The organism is Mucilaginibacter sp. A5337 (genome assembly GCF_059690695.1).
The window spans coordinates 336611-361954 of record NZ_JCAWEC010000002.1 but is presented as its reverse complement, the minus strand read 5'-3'; the positions used below and the strand labels follow the sequence as shown (position 1 = coordinate 361954).

At 39.1% G+C, this 25344-nt stretch carries 29 protein-coding genes; 20 read left to right on the top strand and 9 right to left on the bottom strand.

The genetic code is table 11. From position 1 onward, the window contains the following. The first annotated feature begins 20 nt into the window (after positions 1-20). From AC59JO_RS06410 to AC59JO_RS06345, 14 genes are all read left to right on the top strand, one after another. Positions 21-359 carry a DUF4134 domain-containing protein gene (locus tag AC59JO_RS06410; protein ID WP_497304205.1) on the top strand — a complete coding sequence of 113 codons (339 nt, stop codon included), beginning with the start codon at positions 21-23 and terminating at the stop codon, positions 357-359. A gap of 10 nt (positions 360-369) precedes the next feature. Continuing rightward, positions 370-684 (top strand): DUF4133 domain-containing protein, encoded by a 315-nt coding sequence (locus AC59JO_RS06405; protein WP_066002119.1) that lies wholly within the window; start codon positions 370-372, stop codon positions 682-684. A 2-nt stretch (positions 685-686) separates the two neighbouring features. Then, positions 687-3176 (top strand): TraG family conjugative transposon ATPase, encoded by a 2490-nt coding sequence (locus AC59JO_RS06400; RefSeq protein WP_497304203.1) that lies wholly within the window; start codon positions 687-689, stop codon positions 3174-3176. A 16-nt stretch (positions 3177-3192) separates the two neighbouring features. Further along, entirely contained in the window at positions 3193-3567 is a 375-nt protein-coding gene (locus AC59JO_RS06395; RefSeq protein ID WP_497304201.1) for a hypothetical protein, read from the top strand. 178 nt (positions 3568-3745) lie between these two features. After that, a complete protein-coding gene (locus AC59JO_RS06390) occupies positions 3746-4309 on the top strand; it encodes a conjugal transfer protein TraI (RefSeq protein WP_497304199.1) in 564 nt (187 codons plus the stop codon). Then, positions 4296-4988, top strand: a complete 693-nt coding sequence (locus AC59JO_RS06385; RefSeq protein WP_497304197.1) for a hypothetical protein — start codon at positions 4296-4298, stop codon at positions 4986-4988. The genes AC59JO_RS06390 and AC59JO_RS06385 overlap by 14 nt, the downstream gene beginning before the upstream one ends. 11 nt (positions 4989-4999) lie before the next feature. Next, positions 5000-5647 (top strand): TerB family tellurite resistance protein, encoded by a 648-nt coding sequence (locus AC59JO_RS06380; RefSeq protein WP_497304195.1) that lies wholly within the window; start codon positions 5000-5002, stop codon positions 5645-5647. Between the two features lie 11 nt (positions 5648-5658). Next, the gene (gene traJ, locus AC59JO_RS06375) at positions 5659-6849 is read left to right on the top strand and encodes a conjugative transposon protein TraJ (protein ID WP_497304193.1); all 1191 of its coding nucleotides are present in this window, start codon (positions 5659-5661) and stop codon (positions 6847-6849) included. Between the two features lie 23 nt (positions 6850-6872). Continuing rightward, positions 6873-7487 (top strand): conjugative transposon protein TraK, encoded by a 615-nt coding sequence (gene traK, locus AC59JO_RS06370; protein ID WP_497304191.1) that lies wholly within the window; start codon positions 6873-6875, stop codon positions 7485-7487. An 83-nt stretch (positions 7488-7570) separates the two neighbouring features. Continuing rightward, positions 7571-7822, top strand: a complete 252-nt coding sequence (locus AC59JO_RS06365; protein WP_497304189.1) for a hypothetical protein — start codon at positions 7571-7573, stop codon at positions 7820-7822. Between the two features lie 3 nt (positions 7823-7825). Next, positions 7826-9097 carry a conjugative transposon protein TraM gene (traM, locus tag AC59JO_RS06360; RefSeq protein WP_497304187.1) on the top strand — a complete coding sequence of 424 codons (1272 nt, stop codon included), beginning with the start codon at positions 7826-7828 and terminating at the stop codon, positions 9095-9097. Positions 9098-9107: 10 nt separating this feature from the next. Continuing rightward, on the top strand, positions 9108-9938 hold the full coding sequence (locus AC59JO_RS06355) for a DUF4138 domain-containing protein (RefSeq protein ID WP_497304185.1): 831 nt from the start codon (positions 9108-9110) through the stop codon (positions 9936-9938). 33 nt (positions 9939-9971) lie between these two features. Continuing rightward, positions 9972-10742 (top strand): hypothetical protein, encoded by a 771-nt coding sequence (locus AC59JO_RS06350; RefSeq protein ID WP_497304183.1) that lies wholly within the window; start codon positions 9972-9974, stop codon positions 10740-10742. 52 nt (positions 10743-10794) lie between these two features. After that, positions 10795-11262 (top strand): hypothetical protein, encoded by a 468-nt coding sequence (locus AC59JO_RS06345; protein WP_497304181.1) that lies wholly within the window; start codon positions 10795-10797, stop codon positions 11260-11262. A gap of 51 nt (positions 11263-11313) precedes the next feature. Here the strand turns inward: AC59JO_RS06345 and AC59JO_RS06340 are convergent, their stop codons facing one another. The 5 genes from AC59JO_RS06340 to AC59JO_RS06320 all read right to left on the bottom strand — a co-directional run bounded on the left by AC59JO_RS06340 (position 11314) and on the right by AC59JO_RS06320 (position 16139). Further along, positions 11314-11706 carry a hypothetical protein gene (locus AC59JO_RS06340; RefSeq protein WP_497304179.1) on the bottom strand — a complete coding sequence of 131 codons (393 nt, stop codon included), beginning with the start codon at positions 11704-11706 and terminating at the stop codon, positions 11314-11316. Between the two features lies 1 nt (position 11707). Further along, the gene (locus AC59JO_RS06335; RefSeq protein WP_497304177.1) at positions 11708-12448 is read right to left on the bottom strand and encodes a hypothetical protein; all 741 of its coding nucleotides are present in this window, start codon (positions 12446-12448) and stop codon (positions 11708-11710) included. 1 nt (position 12449) lies between these two features. Beyond that, positions 12450-14150: a HEPN domain-containing protein gene (locus tag AC59JO_RS06330; RefSeq protein ID WP_497304175.1), complete on the bottom strand. Its 1701-nt coding sequence runs from the start codon at positions 14148-14150 to the stop codon at positions 12450-12452. A 2-nt stretch (positions 14151-14152) separates the two neighbouring features. After that, positions 14153-14749, bottom strand: coding sequence for a hypothetical protein (locus AC59JO_RS06325; protein WP_497304173.1), 597 nt, complete (start codon positions 14747-14749; stop codon positions 14153-14155). A gap of 82 nt (positions 14750-14831) precedes the next feature. Continuing rightward, positions 14832-16139 carry a hypothetical protein gene (locus AC59JO_RS06320; protein ID WP_497304171.1) on the bottom strand — a complete coding sequence of 436 codons (1308 nt, stop codon included), beginning with the start codon at positions 16137-16139 and terminating at the stop codon, positions 14832-14834. Positions 16140-16308: 169 nt separating this feature from the next. On the opposite strand from AC59JO_RS06320, the gene AC59JO_RS06315 reads away from it, so the two are divergent. Both AC59JO_RS06315 and AC59JO_RS06310 read left to right on the top strand, forming a co-directional pair. After that, on the top strand, positions 16309-16689 hold the full coding sequence (locus AC59JO_RS06315) for a helix-turn-helix domain-containing protein (RefSeq protein WP_066002082.1): 381 nt from the start codon (positions 16309-16311) through the stop codon (positions 16687-16689). 123 nt (positions 16690-16812) lie between these two features. Then, entirely contained in the window at positions 16813-17517 is a 705-nt protein-coding gene (locus tag AC59JO_RS06310; protein WP_497304169.1) for a hypothetical protein, read from the top strand. Positions 17518-17524: 7 nt separating this feature from the next. Here the strand turns inward: AC59JO_RS06310 and AC59JO_RS06305 are convergent, their stop codons facing one another. From AC59JO_RS06305 to AC59JO_RS06295, 3 genes are read right to left on the bottom strand one after another with little or no spacing between them, the layout of a single operon-like run. Then, positions 17525-18043, bottom strand: coding sequence for a hypothetical protein (locus tag AC59JO_RS06305; RefSeq protein WP_497304167.1), 519 nt, complete (start codon positions 18041-18043; stop codon positions 17525-17527). After that, positions 18043-18882: an SOS response-associated peptidase gene (locus tag AC59JO_RS06300; RefSeq protein ID WP_497304165.1), complete on the bottom strand. Its 840-nt coding sequence runs from the start codon at positions 18880-18882 to the stop codon at positions 18043-18045. The genes AC59JO_RS06305 and AC59JO_RS06300 overlap by 1 nt, the downstream gene beginning before the upstream one ends. Positions 18883-18886: 4 nt before the next feature. Next, the gene (locus tag AC59JO_RS06295; RefSeq protein ID WP_497304163.1) at positions 18887-19135 is read right to left on the bottom strand and encodes a hypothetical protein; all 249 of its coding nucleotides are present in this window, start codon (positions 19133-19135) and stop codon (positions 18887-18889) included. A gap of 247 nt (positions 19136-19382) precedes the next feature. Between AC59JO_RS06295 and dinB the strand changes: the two genes are divergently transcribed. The 3 genes from dinB to AC59JO_RS06280 are packed head-to-tail and all read left to right on the top strand — an operon-like array spanning position 19383 to position 23748. After that, entirely contained in the window at positions 19383-20540 is a 1158-nt protein-coding gene (dinB, locus tag AC59JO_RS06290; RefSeq protein WP_497304161.1) for a DNA polymerase IV, read from the top strand. Between the two features lie 3 nt (positions 20541-20543). Beyond that, positions 20544-23486 carry a DNA polymerase III subunit alpha gene (locus AC59JO_RS06285; protein WP_497304159.1) on the top strand — a complete coding sequence of 981 codons (2943 nt, stop codon included), beginning with the start codon at positions 20544-20546 and terminating at the stop codon, positions 23484-23486. 4 nt (positions 23487-23490) lie between these two features. Beyond that, positions 23491-23748, top strand: coding sequence for a hypothetical protein (locus AC59JO_RS06280; protein ID WP_497304157.1), 258 nt, complete (start codon positions 23491-23493; stop codon positions 23746-23748). Between the two features lie 14 nt (positions 23749-23762). On the opposite strand, the gene AC59JO_RS06275 is transcribed toward AC59JO_RS06280, so the two are convergent. After that, entirely contained in the window at positions 23763-24995 is a 1233-nt protein-coding gene (locus tag AC59JO_RS06275; protein WP_497304155.1) for a hypothetical protein, read from the bottom strand. 131 nt (positions 24996-25126) lie between these two features. On the opposite strand from AC59JO_RS06275, the gene AC59JO_RS06270 reads away from it, so the two are divergent. Next, complete coding sequence (locus AC59JO_RS06270; protein ID WP_497304153.1) at positions 25127-25300, top strand: hypothetical protein; 174 nt, start codon at positions 25127-25129, stop codon at positions 25298-25300. Positions 25301-25344: the final 44 nt, after the last annotated feature.

Genomic DNA, 25344 nt, shown 5'->3' with positions numbered 1-25344 from the left:
AACATCAAAATTAAAAAGTTATGAAATCTCAAAAATCACAAATCCGTTCGAGAGCGGTAAATTTTTTAAGGCATTTAGCAGCAACAATCACCTTAATAATTATTAGCCTGAGCCTTTATGCCCAGGATGGTAACTCAGGCATAACAGCAGCCACCACGCAGGTTAAAAGTTACTTCTCTACGGGCACAAGTTTGATGTATGCTATCGGGGCGATTGTTGGACTTGTTGGTGCTATCAAAGTATTTAAAAAATGGAATGATGGTGAACACGATACTGGCAAAGTTGCCTCAAGCTGGTTTGGCAGTTGTATATTTCTGGTAGTAGTTGCGACAGTACTGAAGTCATTTTTCGGAGTATAAAACCTGTATCATGGCATTATATCAGATAAATAAGGGAATTAACAAGCCTATCGAGTTTAAAGGGCTTAAGGCGCAGTACATCGGCTACCTGGCAATTGGATTGGTGTTGTTGCTTATCGGCTTTGCAGTTATGTATATCGTAGGGGTGCCGGTCATTAGTTGCATTATGGTCATTTCTGTTTTAGGCAGCGCATTATTTTATCAGGTATTTAAATTAAGCCATAAATACGGAGAACATGGCCTGATGAAGAAAGCGGCCAAAAGGTATTTGCCCAACCATTTGAAGTTTACTACAAGAAATCTATTCTTAAAATTAAAGAAATAATCATGGCATCACACAGCAAAGCAGAACAGGTATTTCCTGTATATAAGGTGGAGCATAACTCCATGGTTTCCGCTAATGGCGATCTTACCATTGGTTATAAAGTAAACCTCCCTGAAATTTTTACCCTGTCAAATGACGAATATCTGGCCTTTCACGAGGTAATTATTAAGGCTTTAAAGCTGCTACCCAAAAACACGGTATTCCACAAGCAGGACTGGTTCATTAGTGACAGGTATGAAGCTATTTTTGCTCAAGAAGGCCATCAGCAGGTTAAGACGTTTCTTTCTCATTCCAGTGAACGCTACTTTCACGAACGCGAGTTTTTGCACCATCACTGCCATATCTTTTTAACCAAAAAACCTGATAAATTTAAACAGCATTCGAGCGCAGTAAGTTCATTAATGCGTAAACGTATTGTCCCCGTACAAACTACTTGCGACGAATTATTCAGAGACTTTCAGGATAGCGCCGGCCAGTTCGTGCGGGTGTTAGAGGATAGTGGTTTAATCACTTTATCCCGGCTAAATGATGATCAATTAGCCGGGACATTAAAACATGCAGGTGTTTTGGAACAGTATTGCTTTTTGCTTAATCCAAACGAAGCGCCAGTATTAAAGGATATCCATATCCAGGACGAGATAAGGATTGGTGATAACCATTGTCAGCTATATACCCTCAGCGATGCAGAAGACCTGCCAGCATTATGCGGCCCAAGAATCACTTACGATAAATACAGTACAGATAAAACGAAATTCAGTACAGGCTTTGCTACGCCCATTGGTACGTTGCTCAAATGCAACCATTTGTATAACCAGTATATTTTTATAGGCGATAGCCTGCAAACGATCAAAAGACTGGAAGCAAAAAAATTGCGCTTACAATCGCTCTCCGCTTATTCCAGGGAGAATGCCATAGGCCGGGATGCTACGCACGATTTTTTGAACGAAGCGATCAGCCAGCAGCGGTTACCGGTAAAGGCACATTTCAATGTTTTAGCCTGGACTGATAACCCTTCACTTCTTAAGGATCTCAAAAATAAGGTCAGTTCCTCACTGGCTCAAATGGATGCACAGCCGAAACAGGAAACCGATGGAGCTGCCCAAATCTGGTGGTCGGGCTTACCAGGTAATGAAGCCGCCTTTCCAATGAATGACACCTTCGATACATTCGTTGAACAGGCCACCTGTTTCTTAAACCTGGAAACAAATTATCAATCAAGTATCAGCCCTTGTGGTATTCGGTTAGGTGACCGCTTATCGGGCAAGCCGGTACATGTAGATATCAGCGACGACCCTATGACAAAAGGAATAACCACTAATCGCAATAAATTTATCTTAGGTCCATCTGGCAGCGGAAAGTCGTTTTTTACTAACCACCTGCTTCGCAGCTACTTTGAACAAGGCTCCCATGTGGTTTTAGTCGATGTGGGGCATAGTTATCAGGGACTTTGTGACTTCGTTGGTGGTTATTATTTCACTTATACCGAAGACGAGCCGATCAGTTTTAATCCTTTTTACATTGCTGATGGTGATTATCTGGACACTGAGAAAAAGGAAAGTATCAAAGCCATGATTCTCGCTTTATGGAAAAAGGAAGACGAAGGGGTTCAGCGTTCAGAGTATGTAGCTATATCAGACGCCTTGTATCACTACTATGAAAAATTGAAAAAGCAACCTGACATATTCCCATGTTTCGACAGTTTCTACGATTTTTTAAACGGGGACTTTTATGAAGCTATGAAGCAATCAAAAGTTAAAGATGAACGTTTTGATATAGATAACATGCTATTTGTATTGAAACCATACTATAAAGGTGGTGAATACGCTTACCTGCTGAATGCTAAAGAAAATCTTGATCTTTTGCAAAGGCGCTTTATTGTCTTCGAACTGGACAACATCAAAGACCATCCTATCTTATTTCCGGTCGTTACCTTAATTATCATGGAAACCTTCGTCTCCAAAATGCGCAAACTTGGGAAAGATGTTCGTAAAATGATTTTGATAGAAGAAGCTTGGAAAGCTATTGCACGAGAAGGGATGGCGGAATACATTAAATATCTTTTTAAAACCGTCCGCAAATATTTTGGTGAAGCGTTGGTGGTTACCCAGGACATCGAAGATATTATCAGTTCGCCGGTCGTAAAGCAAGCCATCATCAATAACAGTGATTGCAAGATCTTACTTGACCAGCGGAAGTATCAGAATGATTTTCCGAAAATACAGCAGCTATTAGGCATTACGGATAAAGAAACGGCGCTCATCATGAGCATGAACCGCAATAATGACGAGAACTTCAAATATAAGGAAGTATTCATCAGCTTAAACGGCCAGCTTTCAAAGGTATACCGCACGGAAGTAAGCCGGGAGGAATATTGGACTTACACGACTGAATCGTCGGAAAAAGCAAAAGTGCATGCTTACACAAAAAAGTTTGGAAGTGTCAAGCTGGCCATTGCCGCAATTGTTAGAGAAGAATTAGAAAAAGCAGCATAAACTAAATACTATAATTATGAAAGCATTACTGATAATAATAGCCCTTACGATTGTCACATTTATAGGGTGCAAAAGTAACTCTCAAAACAATACCCTTTCCGGAACTTTTACAAATCAGTCGAAAAGCGATTATAGTACAGCTTCAGATACGTTAATTATAACACCGTCATCTGGGACAACAAATAGCTTTCAAATTGAGCGAAGAACAGGTTTTCAGAAAATACGAAATGGTGTAACCCAGGCTAAAGAGTATAAAACGGAAAAATGGCGATCAACCTGGAATGAAGACAAACAGGTTTTAGAAGAAACCGAATATGGCCGTCAGATTATCCCAAATAAAGACGGAAATTCCTTAACGTTGAAAAATACGCAGTACCAAAGAATCAAGTAACATTTCCTATATATCATTAAATAATTCCTGTTATTACACAGGGATATGGGAGGCTTTTATGAAAAATTTACCTGTAAAAATAGCGTCGTTGGTAATGTTAATCATTTTGTTAATGCCCATACAAAAGGCAAAGGCGCAATTCGTAATTGGTGAGGTAATTAAACTTACGGTTACCAAAGTGATTAAAGCTATTGATCTGAAAGTACAGCGCATGCAGAACAAAACAATTTGGTTGCAAAACGCGCAAAAGGTCATCGAAAATCAAATGTCCAAAACGAAGCTAACGGAAATTTCGGGCTGGACGGAGCAGCAAAGACAATTATACAGTAGTTACTATACTGAATTGGGAAACATTAAAGCCACCATAGCTAAATATCAGCGGATAAAGGATATTACTTTAAAACAAGCGGCCCTGGTTAGTGAATATAAAAGAGCTTGGAGTCTTTTTCGGCAGGATAGTCATTTCAACCCTCAGGAATTAAATTATATGCAGCGAGTGTACACTGGGATATTAGATGCAAGTGTCAAAAACCTGGACGAAATTATGCTGGTAGTTAGCCCTGCTAAAACTCAAATGACGGATGAGCAGCGCCTTGAATTGATCAATAAGGCCAGTGATCATTTGGATGAAAATTATAATGACCTCCACCAGTTCAATAATCAGGGAATTCAATTAAGCCTGGCCCGCAGCAAAGATTTGAGCGACACCCAATCAATCAAGAAGCTTTATGGAATCAATTAACCAAATTAAACTCCGGGCAAATGAGCTACGGCGAAAAAGCAAAAAGTTACTGGCATTCACCGTAATGACAGTGGCCGCGTCAGCATTGGCGACTACGGTAAGGGCGCAAACCTTTGCGGAATGGTTCAGGCAAAAAAGTACCCAAAAGAAATATTTGTTACAGCAGATAGCCGCCTTGCAGGTGTATGCTGCTTATTATAAAGCAGGCAACAATATAGCTCATAATGGCCTGGGTTCAATTGCCGGATCTCTCAAATCAGAGAACGGGCTACATACTACTTACTACAACAATCTTAATAATGTTAGCCCGGTAGTAAAGAATAATAAACAGGTTAACGATATACTACAATGGCAACAAGATATTCTAAACCGTATGGCTTCGCTGGATAAAACCGCTAACCTTAACGGCGGCGAAAAAAAATACATCACTCAGGTAAAAACCGCGTTGCTCAAAGATTGTGATCAGCAGATCACCGAGCTGCAAAACGTGGTGACCGATAGCAAACTAAAAATGAGTGATGAAGAACGGTTGAAGCATATCGGGGTGATCCATTCCGCTATGCAAAACAATTACCGTTTTGCTTCAGCCTTTGCCGATCAGGTAAAAGTATTCGCCGTGCAGCGGGTACTGGAAAACAACAATGTGGTTTCTGAAAAAAAGATTTACGGAATTCAATAACATAGTAAAGTATGAAAAAGCATTTAAAGCATATGGTTATTATACCGGTATTGTTCATTTGCCTGGGTTCTGCGAATCATGCAAACGCCCAGGCTCAGGAAATGCAGCAGCTCATACTGGATATTGAAAAGCTTACCCAATTAAAAGGTATTTTAAGTGATATGAAGATGGGCTACCAAATCTATCAGCAAGGCTATGGGAGTATCTCTCAATTGTCAAAGGGTAATTTTGATCTGCACAGTGTTTACCTAAATGGATTGCTATCCATAAATCCGACAGTAAGAAATTATGGGCGGGTGGCTGATATCATTACCCAACAAGCAAGCTTAATAAGCGAATATAAAAGTGCTTACAAGCAGTTTAGACAGAGTGGTTCTTTTAGTGCCGGGGAGTTAAATTATATGAGTAATGTGTATAGTCAACTCGTTAATCAAAGCCTGCAAAATTTGGACGAACTCACTAATGTTCTTACCGCAGGTAAATTGCGGATGTCTGACGATGAACGTATGCGGGCAATCGATCGCATCTACGCCAGCAGTTCTGATAAGCTTCAATTTCTTCGGCATTTTAACCGGCAGGGAATTTTACTGAATATCCAGCGCAGCAAGGATGCAGGCGACACCAGAAAGATGAAACAGCTCTATGGTATAAATAACTAATCCCAATTTTTATGAAAAAGAAAGTTTATTTAACCGCAATTCTTGCGGTAACGGGGATAGCTTTTCCTTTGTTTTCTAAAGCAGATGGACTTGCCACCGATATTCAGGGCTTGCAGGGCACGTTAAATAGCGTTTATAACGATATGCTGCCCATGTGCAGCCAGCTCATAGGAGTTGGTAGAGCAATAGCCGGATTTGGTGCATTATGGTATATCGGCAGCCGGGTTTGGCGGCAAATAGCGAGCGCGGAACCAATAGATTTCTATCCGCTGATGCGGCCATTTGCTTTGGGTTTGGCTATACTCTTATTTCCAACTGTAATCGCTATTATTAACGGAATCATGTCGCCTACCGTAAGTGCCACGGGTGGCATGGTGCAAAATTCAGACGCTGCCATTGCCGCATTACTGAAAGCAAAAGAAGCGGCAGTTGAAAAAACCGACACTTGGCAAATGTATGTTGGTGCTGATGGTGATGGCGACCGGGATAAATGGTATAAATACACCCATCCCGACGATCCCACTGGAGCCAACGAAGGGATGCTTGCAAGCGTAGGTAACGATATGAAATTTGCTATGTCCAAAGCTTCTTACAATTTCCGCAATTCCGTTAAGCAGTGGATGTCCGAAGTATTGCAGGTGCTATATGAAGCAGCAGCATTATGTATCAATACCATCCGCACCTTTTACCTTATCATTCTTGCCATATTGGGGCCAATAGTTTTTGGTTTGGCCGTCTTCGATGGATTTCAGCATACCTTAACCGTCTGGCTGGCAAAATATATCAATGTATTCCTCTGGCTGCCAGTTGCTAATATCTTCGGTGCGATCATCGGCAAGGTACAGGAAAATATGCTGAAACTCGACATCAGCCAGGTTCAAAGTGCAGGAGACACTTTCTTCAGTTCCACCGACACCGCATATCTCATCTTTTTGATTATTGGCATCATCGGCTACTTCACCGTGCCAAGCGTAGCCAACTACATCGTTAATGCAGGCGGTGGGAATGGCTTGCTTCAGAAAGTAACTGCAATGACAAGTTCTGCTACTGTTCAGGCTGGATCTGCTACAGGCGAACGCATGATAAACGGTGCAAATAACATAGTCAATATGCCTAAAAATTTCATGGAAGGTTGGGATAGCGCTGCAAAGAGTCAACCTGCCGCCGCAAGCGGGCAAGCACAAAAAATCGCTGGTAAATAGTCATTAACCATAATTATAAAATCATGTTCACACATCTTAAAAACATCGAAACTGCTTTTAGGCATATCAAGCTATTTAGCTACTTTTTGATAGCTGCTTGCACCATTATATCCTGTTTTGCGCTTTACAAAAGCTACCAGGCAGCGAATATCGCTGGCAGCCATATCTACATATTAGCAAATGGTAAAGCATTGGAAGCTTTTGCGGCAGACCGAAAGGATAATATTCCTGTGGAAGCACGGGATCATATCCGCATGTTCCATCATTATTTTTTTACACTTGATCCTGATGAAAAGGTGATCGATGCTAATATCGGCAAAGCCTTGTACCTGGCTGATGAGAGCGCGAAAAATCAATACAATGACCTGAAGGAAAAGAGTTACTACAACAATCTGATTTCCGGCAATATCAGTCAGCAGATATTGGTTGATAGCATCCAGTTAGATATCAACCAATATCCCTATTACTTCAAATGCTTTGCTACCCAAAAGCTGATTCGTGCTACTTCGACAGCAAACCGCAGCCTGATCACGCAGGGATATTTGAGGAACGTAGCCAGGTCGGATAACAACCCGCATGGTTTTTTAATACAGCATTGGGAAACCATAGCAAATAGAGACACCATCATTCAACATTAGAAGCTATGATTTTTTCAAATAAAAAAACGTCAGCACAAGTGACCGACAAAGTTGCGGCAATGTTGGCAAACGTAATTATCAATATGAAATTTCGATTTTCAAACGGGCTTAACAAGTGGTTTAATACTTACTCTACCCGTCAAAAGAAACAGATAGCTATTGCAATCGGGCTATTAACGGCCATCTTACTGATCAGCACCTCGTTTTGCAGCTTTTATACCCTGCCGAAATTAAAGCAAAACTATCCGTCCGCCCATATCGGGCAGGCATCTGACATTCCCGATCCCCAATTTATTAAACGTCAATTAACAGATTCATTAACTAAAAAAAAGTAAAACATGAATGCAGCATTGAACAGCGGCCAATTGCCGCAGCATACTCCTGAATTTCTAAAGGAGCGTAAATTTTTAGTGGTCATACCACTGCTAATCATCCCATTTTTAACAATGGCCTTTTGGGCATTAGGTGGCGGCAGGCAATCGGCATCTGCCTTTGAAAAGACCAATTCCCACGGACTAAATGCCACGCTACCGCAGGCGCAGTTCAAAGATCAAAAAGCGCAGGATAAAATGGGTGTTTATCAAACTGCCAAAACGGATTCCGCAAGTTCAGCCAATAGCGCTGTTAGCGAAAGTTTTGTTAGATCAATGGGACTGGATGCAGCCAAAGGCGAGCATGTTGATTCTGCTACACAACGCTCTACCGCTAACCTTACTGGTGGTCCCAATATAGCCGATGTCAACGAAGCAAAAATCCAGGCTAAACTTGCAGCTATCAATCAGCAGATCAATCAACCGGAACCGGCAAATTATGGCAGCGGCGCTTCCTTGCCGCAATCCTCTGCCGATCTAAAACGGCTGGAATTAATGATGAAAGCCATGAATGGCAATGGCGGCGGCAATGATCCTGAAATGAAACAGTTAACCCAGATGCTGCAACAAATTAATGACATACAAAACCCCGGCAACGCCAATAACCGGCTGAGAAATCAATCCATGAAAAACCACGGACGCGTGTATGCAGTAACAGCATCCAATGACGATGAAGACGATAATGCCGGAAATGATAAAGCACAGATAAGCTACGCATCTTACAGTGGCGGTGGTAAAGCAAAAAAACACCGTACAACCGCAGCTGAAGCAGGAAATACCATTCAGGCGGTTGTGCATGAAGACCAAACCCTTGTAAGCGGTGCGGTGATCAAATTAAGGTTGTTGGATGGCATTTACGTAAATGGCAAAATGATCCCGAAGGGAAGTTTTGTCTATGGCACCTGCGCGTTAAACAATGAACGCCTCGATATCAAAATTGCCAGTATTCGTTATCTGAATAACATTTTGCCGGTCGCACTTACCGTTTACGACCTTGATGGTATGGAAGGATTATATGTGCCTGGTTCAATTGGCAGAGATGCTGCAAAAAACGGCGTTGGCGACGCGGTTCAATCCATGCAGATGATGTCCATGGATCAGTCTGTTGGTGCACAAGCCGCCAGTGCGGGTGTTGAAGCCGCAAAAGGGTTATTCAACCACAAGGTTAAACAGATCAAAGTCAAAGTAAAGGCCGGTTACGAAGTCCTTTTAAAGGATAGTAATGACCGCGATAATTAAACAAAATGCCATGAAAAAATCATTCATTATCTTCATTCTTGGTGCCTGGGGAACAGTTTCCCATGCACAGGACACGGCTTATGTGAGCCGTGATAAAACCACAGCCTTATTCTTTAAATCCGCGGTTAAACTAATCAGCAAGCCAACATCTGATTTTGATGTAACTCAAAAGGAAGACGCCCTGATCACTATTAAAGCACTTGATGCAAATTTTACCCCTACACGCATTAAAGTGCAGGATGTTAATACTGCCAAAGTTTATCATATCCCGGTCGAATATTCTTATGGACGTGCCGGAAGAAGGATTGATGTTGATGCAGCAACTCCAATGACTATCAGGGTAATCAAAGGTGCTGAATTTAATTACAATACCGTTATCGCACAATTAGCTACCGGAAAACGCAAAGACGTAGTAGACCACGAAAAAACCGGCGGTGTAAAAGCCTGGATCGATAAACTGTCACTTGCGGGTAACAGGATATTTTTCAGGATGGACATACGTAATAAATCCAATCTGCCTTATGAAATTGATTTTGTGCGGTTCTATATCAGGGACTTGAAAGCAGTTGCAAGGATGGCAACACACGAGCAGGAGATTGTGCCATTAATTACCACCCTGCATAAAAAGACTACAATTGGTCATAAACAAGAGATTGCCAAAGTTTTCGGCTTTCACCGCTTCTCGCTTTCGGAAGATCAGGCGCTGAATATTGAATTATACGAGCGGAATGGCAACCGGCATCTTTACCTGCAAGTCAAACAAAAAGATCTGGATGATTTAAAGACAATCACCCCGGCAGCGCAGCAGCCGGTTAATGCAATAGCTGCCAATACACTTTAATTAACCATTTATTTCATTTTTAATCTATAAGTTATGAATACTCAAAATGCTGAATTTCTAAAAAAAAGCCTGTTAAACCTGGGGTTTGGCGAGAAATTGAATACCGAACTGGACAAAGAAATGGCCGCTAAAACACCAGAATTTAAATTAGGCTTGCAACACGAGTTTAACCAAAAAACTGTTGACTATACTTTGCATTTCAAGGCTGGTGATAACCAGGACATGTATTTCTTTAACAAATACGACGCGACCATCAACCACAAGGACGATCCAGCAAAGAACATCGATCAAACCTTTTTTATTAATAAAGGCAGTGGCATTACTGCCAAAGAAGCCTTCAATCTGATGGAGGGCCGCGCGGTGCACAAACAGCTTTACAACTTGGAGGGGCAAAAGTATCAAGCGTGGTTGACGCTGGATGATAAAAATCTCACCGAGAACGGAAATAAGCGGATCAAGCATTACCATGAAAACTACGGCTATGATGTCGAAAAGGTAATTGCCGGTAAGGGTATCAAAGAGCTCGAAGATCCAAAAGCAAAGGAGGAACTACTATATTCACTTAAAAAAGGAAACGTGCAGCAGATCACTGTTAGCGGCAATGACGGTGATAAAAAGTATTTCGTCGCCGCAAACCCTCAATTTAAAACCGTTGACCTTTACGATCATCAGATGAAGAAGATAAAAAGAGAAGAATTGCTGCAGACTGAACAAAAACCGGTAAGGAATCTAAAACAACGCGAGCAGCAAAAGGAGGATGCTCCAGCAAAAAAGCAGTCGCGTAAAGCGAAGGTTCACATTTAATTGTATCATGAGGAACAGGCTATGCATAGCCTGTTCCTTAATAAAATAGACCATGGAAATTAAATTAACTCCCAGGAATCCGCTAATTTATATTGACCATTTACAATGGATAAAATTAGTGGAGCTACTTACCGAAAATGTCTTTGCATTAAATAATAGAAGACTTACACAAGTAGACAATTTATTTACTGAGGGCGGACATTATCCCGCTGTGTATTTTAGACTAACAACCTTGCCTGAAAATTCTGACGATCAAAACAAGGTAGAAGTGTCCGGTTTCGTCTTTGGGTTTAACAATGATTGGGATGATGATGTATACATTCATCCTTTATCGCCCCAGGGGTTTTGGGAGGACTGGCTGGTAAAAAATGGTATTAACACCACATTTAACTACCATGAAGTGGGGATTCGTAAACTTTATTCTTTTATCGACAAAGAAATCAAAATCTGGAGTACGATTGACTTTGCTCAAAAATCAGATATTCCGGTCAACGAATGGAGAATTTTAAAGGCTTACTGATTTATCCTAATCATCGTAAAATAAACGAGATAAGTCATTCCTCATTCTAATCTATTCTTCATTCGGCAAATTATCCAATAGATATTTAGCTCTCGCCTTTGCAAGATTTTTATGCCATTCCCTCATAACATTTCTGATAGCTTTCTCTGTCTTTGATTTGGTTTCAGGTGTACCGATACCGCCTCTTAAATTAGCTTTAACTGCATCATTGATCCGTTCGAGATAAGGTTCATTAAATTCCATTTCTTTTTCATCAAAATTTTCGTCGAGTAACTCCAAGAATAGAAACGTAGGCCATCTGCCTGTTTCATTTATATGACTATAGAAATAAGGAAAAGATATTTTATCCAAAATTGATTGAACAACAGCCGTTGGCTGCACTTGGAAAATATCACATAGTTGCTGAAAATCTTCCGGTAATTCCGATTTATATTCAAATTCCATATTATATTGCTTTAATTAGTTCTTGATAATGTTTTAAGTAAAATTGTTCCATCAACGCGCGATGTTCCTCCAAGTCGCGAACAATAAATAATTCATATTTAATTGTTTGATATTCATCTATAAAATCTTGCTGCGCTTCGCCATTTATAATTGTCGTATCCTCATTGCGTCCTAAACCGAGTGTAACTAATTCAAAAAAAGCTAAAGCAGGATTTTCATTGATTTTGTTTAGTGCGATTCTTGCGTCTCTGTCTGCAAGGGAGATCTTTGACATAAAATATTCTAAAAACTGCTTCGGTGTATATTGAAGCATTTCGCACCTAATTCGGAAGTCGTCGGATAGCTCCAAGACAGTATTTTCATCCAAATAAAATTTCGGTTTTGTTATTTGGTGGTTTAATGACTGATTTAATTGTCTCACTATGGGAATGCACTTTTTTCTTTTTTTTTCTGCGCTTATCCCATTCCTCTTAATTATTTCAATCACGTTTCGAACGCACTTTATCGTGAAATCTCTATTTTCAGCCGTAGCCGGGGAAGCACTATAATTGATATTTTCAAATGAAAATTCTGCCAATGTATTTGTCGCTTCACGATAGCCTCTCAGATAATCTGTACTTAGAGACATAAAAAACGACACGTGGTTAATAAAAGTTTGAAGTACTTTTTCTTGCTTCAAATGATAAATTACACATGCAATTTTAAAATCTAATGGCATGGTTATTCCTTGACTTTGCTCCATATTATTGATTCAATAATTTAATATCTTTCGCTAATTCTGTCTGGCAATTTTGCACTGCTAATCCAATAAACAAATTGCAACGTGATACCAATAATTCGAATTTATCTGCACTTATTGGATTGACTACATGGTATCTGACGTCAGTTATGCTTTTTGATAAAAGATTTAGTAGGTTAACAGATCCCACTTTTGTAGTTGGAAAAAACGGATACGCATCAGGCCAAAAGATTCTACAGATTTTTAGTAAATGCGATAAGCTATATATATTAGGTACATAGCCCATGTAAGTGTATAATAAGGCCAGACAGATTTGTTCGGTGCTTAAAGCAAAAAGCATCGCAGAAGTGTTTGATTCATCATCACGGATCTCGTTTGCTGCCTTGAGTAACGCCAATGAGCGTTTAAGCCGTGATGATGAATAGTAGTATTTGTCTGAAGGCTTTTTTGGGTCGCTGGATTTTAAGGCTATGAGCAATTCATTCTGTTCTGTTTTTTGATAAACCAATTGCCCTTCCGCGATGACTCTTACAAAAAATGGGTTTCCGCGTTCCAGTTTACTTAAAACCTCTTGTTTAGAATGTATTAACAAATTCGCGGTGATATCATTAAGTTTCTCAATAGCATTATTGACATTAGTTGAATGAACATTAGCTTTTGACGTTATAACTAAAAGATCATAATGAAGTATACTGTTATTTACTTCCTCAACTGTAAATAAGTTGCATTTTGTTATGTGGTTAATATTATTACCAAACACATAAATGTAATCTGGGCACAAATATTCAACTACCAGGGATAAAGCATTTTTAAATTTTCCTGATGAACCAAAAAAACGATGATCATTAGTAATATTAATAAACTGGACTTCACCGATATTGATATTACCGCTTGCCTTCGATTCACTCATTAACGCTTTTTCGTGTTCTTTATCCAACAGTTCCAGTATCATATCTATAGTCCATTTCGATATAGTCTGAAGTGTTTCCACGCGTTCAAAGAGTTTGGGAATTATTTTATCATCGACTAAATGGTTCTGCTGATATCTAACCGAAGAATATGCTTTGTTTAACTTTTTTAATATGTCATGTTCTTCGGGGACCTCTTTTTTAAACAATTTCCCCAGCTGAGGGAGGTACTGAAAAACATAATCTTGCAATTCGCCTAAATCATGCGTTTTTTTTTCCTTAATTAACAACGCACTTATTAATGATCGATATGTTAATTCTAAAACCTGATGCAGCATAAATGCAGTCAAATTCGTATCACCTTTATTGTTATAAAAATCAGCTCCAACCAAAAATGATGTGGTCTTATTAGTCCAAGCAGTAAAACGTTCACAAACTGTATGCTTCCAGTCGGTTATCTTTGCCGATAAAATTTCAGGTGTTATTTTTTTTTGAGTGCTGTCATAAATTAGATTGCTTTCAGAACAACTGATGAAAAAATATATATTACCATTCAAAATAGCCTGCCTAACTTCATCTGAACGGTATAACTTAAAAGAGACCGTATACTGATCTACTAAAACCATTTTTATAAAAGGTTCTATTTCAGCAAACTTCCTTCCCTCGCCTGGAGAAGTTAGAATCAGCAAATTTTGATAAGTAATATCGTCCTCAAAATATTCAATGCTGTAAATCTTGTCTATTCCAATCTTTAAAGCCAATTGGTTTACAACCTCTTTTAATTCAATAATTTCCATACTCACATAGATTTATTACCTATTTTGAACACTTTTTCGAAAGTCAAACCGTCCTTACCTTCCTTAGCCTTTAATTTTGGATAGGACTTCTTTTTGCACATGTCAAACAAGATTTCGCGAAGCTCATAGGGCTTCAATTCACCGTCAACAGCTATTTGACACCTATTGAAAATTGAAATAGGCTCTCTTGGTGAAAGGAAATATGTAGAAGAAAAAAGAAGATCGATAAACTTCGTTAACAACATTCGCCTGTCCTCTTGGCCTTGCAAATTTTTATGAGCCTTAACAGGATGGTTAATCTCAAAAAGCCTGAATATCAATTCTGGATCATCTTCATCAGACACTTTAAAAACTTCGTGAATAATCTGTTCAGGATATGTTATTCTAACTAACTTATAAGTTACAATTCCGTTAGCTTCAAAATCATCGAATACAATTCCGTCATTGTCATCCCGGAGTGCTCGGAGATATAAGTTGTTAGTTATAAAATCTAAGCCTAAGTTCATAAGCTCTTCGACAGATTTAATAAAATCGAAAGAATAGCCCATTAAAAAAGAAACATCTAACGAGCTGTACCCCTTCGCTATACGCTTCAACATAAAACTATACAGCAGATTAATATTCAATCTCGTCCTTTCCTCAATGTACACCTCCATTGATGGAAATACATTACTATCCGGTTTAATCATTATCTGTACTACTAATATTTATAGTTGGATTATATTTTCTTTTAAGCTTGGAGCCAAATGATTGAAATTGAACATCGTAACATTCACTTATCTGATTAAGGAATCGCTCTTGAAAATCATTGATGTGATCTTTTAGGATAGTTAATTTATAGCCAAATAATTTCAGCCAGTTGAGCAAAACTTCATCTTGAACAGAATTGACGAGATAAAAGCTGTAGTTATTTTTATCAATTACAAAGAGTGATATTTTATCAAAGTCAGTTAACCGTTCATTATTGACTTTAATTGTCGGCAACAAAGTGTAGTCCTCTTTTCGTTCTCTAAGTAGGAAGCTTATGCAAATTTTGTCGGGTGATAACTTGCATTTGTGCATGTCGGCTTTCTTAGGTTTATCCTGCCAGTATCTTAAACCAAAAAAATTATGGCATGCTACAATATTCTCTTGCTGAAGCAGCTTAGGCATTGCCTTTTGCCATAGAGACAATAAAGGAAATATTACCTCGCTCCAGTTTAGGTTTTTTAAATTACTGTCTGATTTAAAAGCGCTTTTGGATATTTCAAACATATCGAAACATCTTTCATTAAGCATTATCTGCTCATTGGACATATCCACACCATGAACAAAGTGCCTATCTCTGCGCAAATAGCGGTAGTATGATACTATTGATTTTCCGTCTTTGCTCGTCTTAGCTACGAATGGACTAAGAAAAGTATAGTGAGAACTTCGCCTGCCAGCGGACGTATATACAATAGCATAACCAAGAATTTCTTTATTTCCTACTGGTATCGTATCACTTTTCTTATTATCAAATGTTAACACATCATCAGATGAAAACCCTAAACCAATTTTGTAAAGGTTACCATATTTAATTTTAGGGGTGATGTCCACATGATGGTCATAAGCATGAACATCTATATATTTATAACCACCGTCAATTTCCTGTTGTAATTCAGGCCAGTAATAAGGTTTTAAACTCATGTCCTTGTAGTGCATAAGGTAAAAAAGACCGTAGTAGGCATGTTTACAAAGTGCATGTTCCGGCATTCCGCACTCACAAGCAATAAATAAATGAGATCGCTCTATATGTACGTATAAATTATGCTTTTTCTCCTTGGGCAAATCGACCAATAATTTATAAATGTCCTTTTCAAAACTTGCAGTCCTTACCGATGCCCTGTCTGAATACCTTTTGTCTTCCGCTGGAGGGTGGTAATGGCTAAACAACACTGATTTCTTTAATATCATCTCGTCGTTTTCCAAAGGGATTTCGTAGAAAAATGTCTCAGGCGTTATGTCCATGATCTGAAAATATCGTTTAACCCATTTTTATTCAATTAGCAACCCATCACTTCTTCTGGGATTTCTTAGGCAAAGTTCTTCGAGATAAATGGTGTATCGAACCATGAAAGGTTGTATTTTACAAATCATCGGTTGTTTTGTACATTTACCATTATTAATACTTTTGACCATGGAAGAAAGCACCTTACATCTTGGAAAGAAAATCAGTCGTATGCGTGAGCTTCGCGGCATGAAGCAGGAAACACTTGCTGCCGAATTAGGTATTAGTCAACAAGCCGTTTCTAAAATTGAGCAGAGCCCTGATGTAGAGGATGACGCTTTAGAACGAATAGCAAAAATCTTAGGAGTAACGCCAGACGCCGTGCGAAACTTTAGCGAAGAAGCCGTATTTAATTATTTTAATAATTTTAGTGATAACAGTATAAACCAGGGCCCTATCGGGGCACATAATACTTGCAATTTTAATCCTTTGGATAAAGTGGTAGAACTATATGAGCGTTTATTAAAAAGTGAACAGGAAAAACTGGAAATCCTAAAAAATAAGAGCTAATCAGGTATATAACTAATACAACGAAGCAGGTCTGGCAGCAGTCCTGCTTTTTTTGTAAATTAGTTTTGCAATCAGCACTATCAATGTTTACTTATAATGGCTTTTTTTAAAAAACATCTTGTAATGCTTAAGCTGCTATTAAGCGGATACAGCGAAAGCCATCAAAAAGATGAGCTATTTCTGCATGAGGCGCTTAGACATTCAAACTCGGAGGATGATTTCAAAAATATTTGTTTTGTCCTGGGCAAGTCCGGTGGTTTGTTTTGTGTGCCGACTTTGATGGCCTTTGCTAAGGATGAAAATCAAGCCAAAGCACTCGTAGCGATCAATACAATTGCACAAATAAGAGAAAGGGTAAAAGAACGTGATAATCCAGAAATGCAGAATTTCTTCTCCCCGTCCTTTTGGCAACTTCGCTGGAGCGGAAGTAAGGAACGATTTATAAGTTATGCTGCATGTATTGCGGGGATTTTTGATAATGGAAGCCTTTTTAAAGAAAAATTGATAGATGATATTGGTGAAAAGCTGATGCGAGAAATTTATGTTGACATTTTTCCGCACGACAGCTTTAGAGAGTTGCGCTTATGTACTTCGGGCTGGGAAGCAAAAGAAGATTTTGTGCAGGTTTTGTCGGAGATACAGGCTGATACTTTAGTGCAAAGTGTAATGTTAGACGGAACAATTGTTAAGGGTCCGGAAGCTTTGTATGAAGAAAATATGATAAATATGCGTTGCGATTATCTTCTTACAAGGTTAAAGTTCAACGTAGACTACTCAAGTTTTCATTATTTATTAAAAGTAGCAAGTAGGTTAAATGAGCCTGATTGAATCTATATTAAAACTTATCATATTTGATAACTTCAAGCGTCTCAGGATCAGCAGTCAAGTTGTGCATAGGGCAAACTAACAACCCATCTTTTTCTAACATTGAAGTACCAAAATGAGGGCAAAGTCTTCCTTCACATTTTTTTCCAACATAAGAATTATACCAATTATTATATTTTTCGACTTTGGGAATCTGCTTTTCAGTTGGATGATCAGGTATGCGAAGTCCAGTGTTTAATCGCTCGCATTTAACTTTTGTCTGCGAAATTGAAAGAAAGCTGTATGAAGCAGAACTGTTGGGAACAATAACAGCTGCGGTATATCCATCCCAGCAATTGAATTGCTGTTTCATCCGTGGCTCCATTTCAAATCGACCATCTATATGGTAATGTTCATCAGGGAAATCAAACTGCTTATCTGCATGAAGATGGTCGAAAACAGGAATATAATAAATTCTGCCATCCGGAATGATCATTATTTCCGCACATGGCCGCCAATATTCTTTGCCTATTTCAAAATCTTGCTGCATTAAAATTTAACCGTTTGCAGTTCTTGCCAATGATTGAATTGTAATTCTTCAGTATCGACAAAGGTTGTATCTATTGCTGCTAATTCGGGATATTCTAACGGTGTTACTTCGAGTGTTGTTCGATAGTTGCGATCAACGGTGCAAAATTCCAAAAATTTTGATGGAATCTGAGTACGGGCAATTTGTGAAAGACGTTCTTCGCTTGGTTTTTCCATTAGCCATTCCCAGGCCAAATCTTCTGTTAAGATTGACGGCATCCTTTTTTTGGAATTGTGTATTTGTGACATAACAGTATTGGAATCAGTAATTCCGAATGCAACCGTGTTTACAAATTGTCCAGTTTCAGGATCGAGCCACTCATTATACAATCCTGGCAGGTAAAAGTATTCTTGATCTTTTAACGAAACTTGATAAGGATACTTGATCATTTCTTTAAGTTCCTGGCCCTTCTTACCAATCTTCGGAATGTGTCGCGATTCTACTATTCCTGTGGACAGAACGAGACAACGACGGTTTTTGGCAGCATCAGCCCACATAGACCTTTTACCATCTTCCTTAACGAAAAGATTCTCAGATTTAAAATTTAGCGTTGTGTATTTTGCCCGAAAGATATTTGCTTCGGATCTGGTCTTTACGAAACCGGGGACATAGCCCCATTCCGCTTGAACAATATCGAAATCTTTGTTATTCTCTGATGGTACAAGGATGGCACATGGCGCATAATTGAATCCATTGTGTACACCAACATTTAAAAAGGGGTAATTTCTCACCGGCTTTGCCAAACTTTTTAATTCGATATACTCTGCTCTGGTTACTCGTTGACCGTTATAATAACACATACGCTTAATTTTTTTTACTTCTAATATATGCGGCAATTAGCTTGCCAACTTCTTCTGCTTCCTCCTGCCTACCTTCTGGTATAGACGTCCAAAATTTTTCGTCTCCAAGTCCTTTGCCAACGGTTATTGTTAGTACCTTCTTATCGCCTGGAAATTGAATGTAAAATATCCGTCTGTTTTTTATTTCGGCTTCTGTCACTTTAGTAACCTCGCCTTTATATTCAATTTCAAATGGTGGTTCTAATCCCCTCATTTCTTATAAAACTATAAGTTTTTTTTCAATTATAAAATCTGCTTATCAGCACTGTTGATCAGCTCTTTAGTAACCAAAAATATCTGGTTGTAAAATTAATCTAAAAAAGATTTAAAATACTAATATTTTTAGCATTAGTTTTGTACAGATTCTCATACCGGTTTTGTGGGCGTGATCTAAACGCTGGGAACAGACCGACTGAAATATTAAAATTTTATCTGATTAAATGTAATAGCAGCAGACTAACATGAACGCCGACCGCCAAATAATTCACATGGATCAGGATGCATTTTTTGTATCCGTCGAGGTTAGAAAAGACCCTCGGTTGGAAGGCAGGCCGGTAATTATTGGCAGTTTATCCGACCGTGGTGTAGTTGCATCATGCAGTTATGAGGCACGTAAATTCGGGGTGCACTCTGCCATGCCAGCGAGATTAGCGAAACGGCTTTGTCCGCATGGAATCTGGATACGTGGCAATATGGACGAATATACCAAGGCGTCACATGAAATTACCGACATCATTCAGGAAATGGTTCCTGTACTTGAAAAAGCAAGTATCGACGAGCATTATATTGACATGAGCGGAATGGATAAGCATCACGGCACGCTCAAATGCGCGAAGGAGATCAGGGCTAAAGTCATCAGGGAAACGGGATTGCCTATATCTTTTGGTTTGTCCGTCAATAAAACGGTTTCTAAAATGGCGACTAATGAGTGTAAACCTAATGGCGAACTTACTGTGGCGAAGCCAGGAGTACAACCGTTCTTAAATCCTCTGTCTATAAGAAAAATTCCTGGCTTAGGTGAAAAGACCTTTATTAAATTAAGCGATATGGGTATTAAGCGTATCCATACGCTCTCGCAGGTACACCCGGAATACATGACCAGTATTTTAGGCAAAAACGGGATTTGGCTGTTACAAAAAGCCAAAGGAATTGACGATTCGCCTGTAATTCCGCACCACGAAGCAAAAACCATAGGTACACAATCGACATTCAATCAGGATAGTATAGACGTCGAAACAATTAATCACTTGCTTACGGCTATGGTAATGGATCTCGCTTTTGAGTTGAGACAAAGTAAAAAGCAGACCGCTTGTATTACTGTGACTGTGCGTTATTCAACTTTTGAAACGGTTACCAAGCAGGCAAGAATACCCTATACAGCACTTGATGGCGTTTTGATTTCAAAAACGAAAGAACTGTTCAAACAACTTTATCAAAAGCGCCTGTTAATCCGGTTAGTTGGGGTTCGGCTCTCTAATTTGGTTAGCGGCTTTGAACAAATTGATCTTTATTCCGAATCCGAAGAACAATACAGCCTTTGCCAGGCAATGGATAAAATACGTCGACGTTTTGGGCCTGGTTCAATTAAGTTAGCCTCCGGCATTGATCTAAACTTGTAGGCTATGTATTTGAACGTTCACTCACAATACAGCCTTCGGTATGGTACGATGTCAATTCCTAATTTGGTTGAGGAAGCCGCAGCGCGCGGCATTACTCAAATGGTATTGACTGATATTAATAACTCCACTGGTATCATGGAGTTTATGCGGGAATGTGATGAACATGGAATAAAACCAATTGCCGGCATGGAGTTTCGCCGGGAAAAACACCTGCTATTTATAGGCATTGCTCAAAACAAGGAGGGCATGCGGGAACTCAACGAGTTTCTAAGCGAACATAATCTGGAAAAGAAACCATTGCCGGACACCGCACCACCGTTTAAAAATGCGTTTGTTGTTTATCCTAATAGCTATACCGCAAACCTAAAGCAAAATGAATACCTGGGCATTCGCTTTGACGAATTAAATAAGCTTTATGGTAAAGATTTGACTTTATTAAAAGATAAACTGGTGGCCTTGCAACCTGTATTTGTTTTAGATAAAATTGAATACCGTCTGCACGAATATCTGCGAAGCATTGACTTGAACACGGTATTAACTATGGTTAAGCCGGAGGAGAAATGCACGACCACTGATATGTTTTTACCCCCAGGCCAGATGGAGGCAAAATATTCGCGGTACGCTTTTATACTTGATAATACGCGAAACTTGATGAATCGCTGTATTATGGACTATCCGAAAGGCCGGGTAAACTTAAACCGCAAAACGTTTACCGGTAACAAAAAAAATGATAAGGAATTACTGGAAAAGCTCGCTATGAGCGGTCTGGAGTATCGTTATGGCAAAAGCAATAAGGAGGCACTTAAAAAGGTCAAGCATGAACTGAAGGTAATTTATGAACTGGATTTTTGCGCATACTTTTTAATCACCTGGGATATTATTCGCTATTCGTCATCACAAGGATATTATCATGTTGGTCGGGGTTCAGGGGCCAACAGCATTGTTGCTTATTGTTTGAAGATAACAGACGTAGACCCCATTGAACTTAATTTATATTTTGAACGGTTTTTGAATGCTCAGCGTACATCGCCGCCGGATTTTGATATTGATTATTCCTGGGATGAACGTGAGGATGTGCAGGATTACATTTTCAAACGTTATGGCAGCCATCATACCGCTTTGCTTGGAACGATGTCAACTTTTAAAGACAGGAGCATAATTCGTGAAATCGGCAAAGTAATGGGATTACCCAAAGCAGAAATAGACAGTTTTACCGATCCACGAAAAGCCGCTGAAAATCGCAATAACCCAACATTTAAAAAAATTACCGCTATTTACGAGCGCATGTCAAATATGCCAAACCAGCGTTCTATTCATGCAGGTGGTGTACTTATTACGGAAGACCCGATTACCTACTACACAGCTCTTGATATGCCGCCTAAAGGTATGCCCACTGTTCAGTGGGATATGTACGAGGCCGAAAAAATTGGATTTGACAAATACGACATTCTTAGTCAGCGCGGAATTGGTCACATCAAAATGGCCGTAAAGCTCATTGAACAAAACCAGCAGCGCAAAATTGATATACACCAGGTTAAGGTGTTTATGAAAGACCCCAAGGTCAATGCACAACTTAAAACGGGTGATACTATCGGCTGCTTCTATATCGAATCTCCGGCTATGCGCCAGTTGATCCGGAAATTGAATTGTGATAACTATCTCACCTTGGTTGCCGCCAGCTCCATCATTCGTCCCGGCGTGGCCAGTTCCGGCATGATGGGAACTTACATCAAATATCATCATGCGCCTCATACGGTAGATTATCTTCATTCGGTAATGAAAGAACAACTGGAAGAAACCTACGGGGTAATGGTTTATCAGGAAGATGTGATCAAAATATGTATTCACTTCGCCGGTATGGATGGTACAGATGCAGATATTCTAAGACGCGGAATGAGCGGAAAATATCGTTCAAAAAAAGAGTTCGAGCGTCTCGTCGAACGTTTTTTTGAAGAAGCAAAAAAACTGGGCCGACCTGATGACGTAGTAGCCGAAGTTTGGAGACAGGTATCTTCCTTTGCTGGCTACAGCTTCAGCAAGGCACACTCGGCCAGTTTTGCGGTAGAAAGCTATCAAAGTTTGTTTTTAAAAACTTATTACCCCAGGGAATTTATGGTCGCCGTACTCAATAATTACGGTGGTTTTTACGCCCGTTATCTATACCTGCATGAACTAAAAAAAGCCGGAGCAATAATACATCTTCCATGCGTAAACAATAGTGACAGCATTGTCAACATCAACGGCATAGATGTTTATTTAGGTTTTGTTGGAGTGCATGGATTAAATGAAACTTATATTAATCTGATTCCTGAAGAAAGGCGGGAAAATGGCGTATACCAAAGTTTAGAAGATTTAATTAAGCGCACTGGTATAGGCTTAGAACAGGCAATTATCTTGATACGTGTTGGCGCTTTGCGATTCACAGGCAAAAGCAAAAAAGCTTTGCTGTGGGAAGTTCATCTATTAATGGGTGCAAAAGTGAAAGCGACGAACGACGTTGAGCTATTCGCTATAGAAGCAAAAAACTACAGCCTGCCGGTATTAGTGAACACAACTTTGGAAGATACTTACCACGAATTGGAGCTTTTGGGATTTCCCGTTACTATGACCAGCTTCGACTTATTGCAAACTGATTATCGTGGTGAAATTTACGCAAATGACCTTATTAACCATTTAGGCCAGATGGTAAAAATGGTAGGCTGGTATGTTTGTGAAAAAACTGTCCAAACTAAAACGGGAAAATTAATGTGGTTCGGGTCATTCCTTGATGTAGAAGGTAATTTCTTTGATACTGTACATTTCCCAAATACAACAAAAGAATACCCGTTTACTGGCGCAGGCTGTTACTTAATCTATGGAAAAGTTGTAGAAGAATATGGCTTAGCCAATATTGAAGTATTAAAGTTCGCTAAACTCCCTATTCACATTAATCCTGTTATTGACTGATTTTATGGAAAGATTTAAAATTACATGCGAGATTTCACACAAGCAGGTAGAATTGCAGTTTGACATCAAAAAGATGCCAGGTGAAGTAGGGCCTTGCTATATGGTTTCCATTGACGGATTATTTAAAGGATATGTCAAAAGTAAGAAAGCAGGAACCTTTGATCAGTTAATGAGTTCTGATTTTACGGAAGAAGAAATGAGAACAATAAATTTCCATCTAAAGTCCTTTCAAATGAATGATTATAAAAGTTCCATTGATTGATGGTTTCTTAAAACTTACATTTTTTCAGACTTTGATTTTAACCGTGAAAATTCGTGTATTACGGAATTCATAAAATAAGGCAATTGGGGCTTGTCGGGTTTGGCAGACATTACCGATGCAATATATTTAAAATCATCTACCTGTTTTGTATCATAGGAGTGAGTCTTCATAGCTAATTCCTTGTCAACCATATAAAAAGCCAAAATCTCTTTTTGGGCGTGCTTAATTCTTTGCCGACTATCCTTGTCAAGATGCTTTGGATCGTAAACATACATCTCCGTCACGAAAAGCACATGGGTGATGGCATCCGCTTCAATTCGTTTGGCGATCTCGTTGAATTTGCGGTAAACCGTAGTTTTGATCGAGAAACCAAATGTTATCAACTCAAAAGTATCGTCGGCATACACAACCAGGCACGTAGGCAACAATGTCTTTTGCATTTGGAAGAAAACCAAATGCATTAATTCAAATTTGCTAAACAAGTCACCGTTGGGATAAGCCTTGTTCAGATTTTCGATAGGGCTTTTGCTTTGGCCGTGACCACCCCACATGGTAACTCTTGATCCTTTTTCAAAACGGTCTTTTTTAGCAAAAAAAACATAGTCATCTACAAAAAGGAAATCTTTAGGCACCCGGTAGAAATTCATCATCTCGATCTTGTTTTCTAACTCATCAGATAGTTTACAATGCTCATTTATAGATAGTTTTAAGGAAGCCATAAGTAGCCGCATTTGATTAATGCCGAAAATAAAGTTGTCATAAAGGTCTTCGGTCTGGCCTTGTTCATAAAAGAAGTATTCGGCTGAAAACATAACTTCAAGCTGGTGTAGGCTCAATAAGGTTACTCGCAAAGATTCGACGATGGTTGAAATTTCTACATCGTTATCAATCGTAAAAATCAATTCCGGGAACGACAACGTCGTCTCACCAGAATAGATAGTAATAACAATGCGCTTTTCCAGGTCAAACGGTTGTTGTTTTAATACTTCATTACGCTTGTCTTTAAACCATTTACCTACCTGATTAATAAGATACTCATCACGCAGTTTTTCATAGGTAGCCAAAAAGCCGGTGTGTGCCAAAGAATGTTGTAAGACAAACGTAATGTTCCTGTATTCCGAAAAAAAGTTATCCAAGTATCTGATATTATCGAAAAAGTTTGTCCCTTTTTCGAATTTCTCCAAACTACTTAAGGCGCTATAAAATTTATGCAGTGCAGGATATAGTAAGCCCCTTGAGTTGTTCATAATAATTTGCTTAGAAAATTGAATATAAGAAATCATTCTTAAGCATAAACCGCTTGCGGCAGAACCGAATCAAAAATCAAACAGTTTAATATTATTGTTGTTGAAATTAATCATCTACAAATAATTGAATTATGGCAACAAGAGGTACAAAAGTGGAAAGAAACTCCGTATCGGAGCAGCCACATGAATTAGCTTACGAAGCAAAGAAAGAAGGAACTACTGCTAAGACAGTAGAAGCCGCAAAAAAATCTACCGGATCAAATCAGCGCAAAGCGGTTGAAAGCAAACTGACAGGAAAGAAATAATTGCCGAAACGTGATAAATAGCCAAATAGAAGCCCCGATAAGGG

Bases quoted from the DNA above. Each gene is read 5' to 3' on its own strand.
- AC59JO_RS06410 (WP_497304205.1), top strand. From the start codon at position 21: ATGAAATCTCAAAAATCACAAATCCGTTCGAGAGCGGTAAATTTTTTA.
- AC59JO_RS06405 (WP_066002119.1), top strand. From the start codon at position 370: ATGGCATTATATCAGATAAATAAGGGAATTAACAAGCCTATCGAGTTT.
- AC59JO_RS06400 (WP_497304203.1), top strand. From the start codon at position 687: ATGGCATCACACAGCAAAGCAGAACAGGTATTTCCTGTATATAAGGTG.
- AC59JO_RS06395 (WP_497304201.1), top strand. From the start codon at position 3,193: ATGAAAGCATTACTGATAATAATAGCCCTTACGATTGTCACATTTATA.
- AC59JO_RS06385 (WP_497304197.1), top strand. From the start codon at position 4,296: ATGGAATCAATTAACCAAATTAAACTCCGGGCAAATGAGCTACGGCGA.
- AC59JO_RS06380 (WP_497304195.1), top strand. From the start codon at position 5,000: ATGAAAAAGCATTTAAAGCATATGGTTATTATACCGGTATTGTTCATT.
- traJ (WP_497304193.1), top strand. From the start codon at position 5,659: ATGAAAAAGAAAGTTTATTTAACCGCAATTCTTGCGGTAACGGGGATA.
- traK (WP_497304191.1), top strand. From the start codon at position 6,873: ATGTTCACACATCTTAAAAACATCGAAACTGCTTTTAGGCATATCAAG.
- AC59JO_RS06365 (WP_497304189.1), top strand. From the start codon at position 7,571: ATGAAATTTCGATTTTCAAACGGGCTTAACAAGTGGTTTAATACTTAC.
- traM (WP_497304187.1), top strand. From the start codon at position 7,826: ATGAATGCAGCATTGAACAGCGGCCAATTGCCGCAGCATACTCCTGAA.
- AC59JO_RS06355 (WP_497304185.1), top strand. From the start codon at position 9,108: ATGAAAAAATCATTCATTATCTTCATTCTTGGTGCCTGGGGAACAGTT.
- AC59JO_RS06350 (WP_497304183.1), top strand. From the start codon at position 9,972: ATGAATACTCAAAATGCTGAATTTCTAAAAAAAAGCCTGTTAAACCTG.
- AC59JO_RS06345 (WP_497304181.1), top strand. From the start codon at position 10,795: ATGGAAATTAAATTAACTCCCAGGAATCCGCTAATTTATATTGACCAT.
- AC59JO_RS06340 (WP_497304179.1), bottom strand. From the start codon at position 11,706: ATGGAATTTGAATATAAATCGGAATTACCGGAAGATTTTCAGCAACTA.
- AC59JO_RS06335 (WP_497304177.1), bottom strand. From the start codon at position 12,448: ATGGAGCAAAGTCAAGGAATAACCATGCCATTAGATTTTAAAATTGCA.
- AC59JO_RS06330 (WP_497304175.1), bottom strand. From the start codon at position 14,150: ATGGAAATTATTGAATTAAAAGAGGTTGTAAACCAATTGGCTTTAAAG.
- AC59JO_RS06325 (WP_497304173.1), bottom strand. From the start codon at position 14,749: ATGTTGAAGCGTATAGCGAAGGGGTACAGCTCGTTAGATGTTTCTTTT.
- AC59JO_RS06320 (WP_497304171.1), bottom strand. From the start codon at position 16,139: ATGGACATAACGCCTGAGACATTTTTCTACGAAATCCCTTTGGAAAAC.
- AC59JO_RS06315 (WP_066002082.1), top strand. From the start codon at position 16,309: ATGGAAGAAAGCACCTTACATCTTGGAAAGAAAATCAGTCGTATGCGT.
- AC59JO_RS06310 (WP_497304169.1), top strand. From the start codon at position 16,813: ATGCTTAAGCTGCTATTAAGCGGATACAGCGAAAGCCATCAAAAAGAT.
- AC59JO_RS06305 (WP_497304167.1), bottom strand. From the start codon at position 18,043: ATGCAGCAAGATTTTGAAATAGGCAAAGAATATTGGCGGCCATGTGCG.
- AC59JO_RS06300 (WP_497304165.1), bottom strand. From the start codon at position 18,882: ATGTGTTATTATAACGGTCAACGAGTAACCAGAGCAGAGTATATCGAA.
- AC59JO_RS06295 (WP_497304163.1), bottom strand. From the start codon at position 19,135: ATGAGGGGATTAGAACCACCATTTGAAATTGAATATAAAGGCGAGGTT.
- dinB (WP_497304161.1), top strand. From the start codon at position 19,383: ATGAACGCCGACCGCCAAATAATTCACATGGATCAGGATGCATTTTTT.
- AC59JO_RS06285 (WP_497304159.1), top strand. From the start codon at position 20,544: ATGTATTTGAACGTTCACTCACAATACAGCCTTCGGTATGGTACGATG.
- AC59JO_RS06280 (WP_497304157.1), top strand. From the start codon at position 23,491: ATGGAAAGATTTAAAATTACATGCGAGATTTCACACAAGCAGGTAGAA.
- AC59JO_RS06275 (WP_497304155.1), bottom strand. From the start codon at position 24,995: ATGAACAACTCAAGGGGCTTACTATATCCTGCACTGCATAAATTTTAT.
- AC59JO_RS06270 (WP_497304153.1), top strand. From the start codon at position 25,127: ATGGCAACAAGAGGTACAAAAGTGGAAAGAAACTCCGTATCGGAGCAG.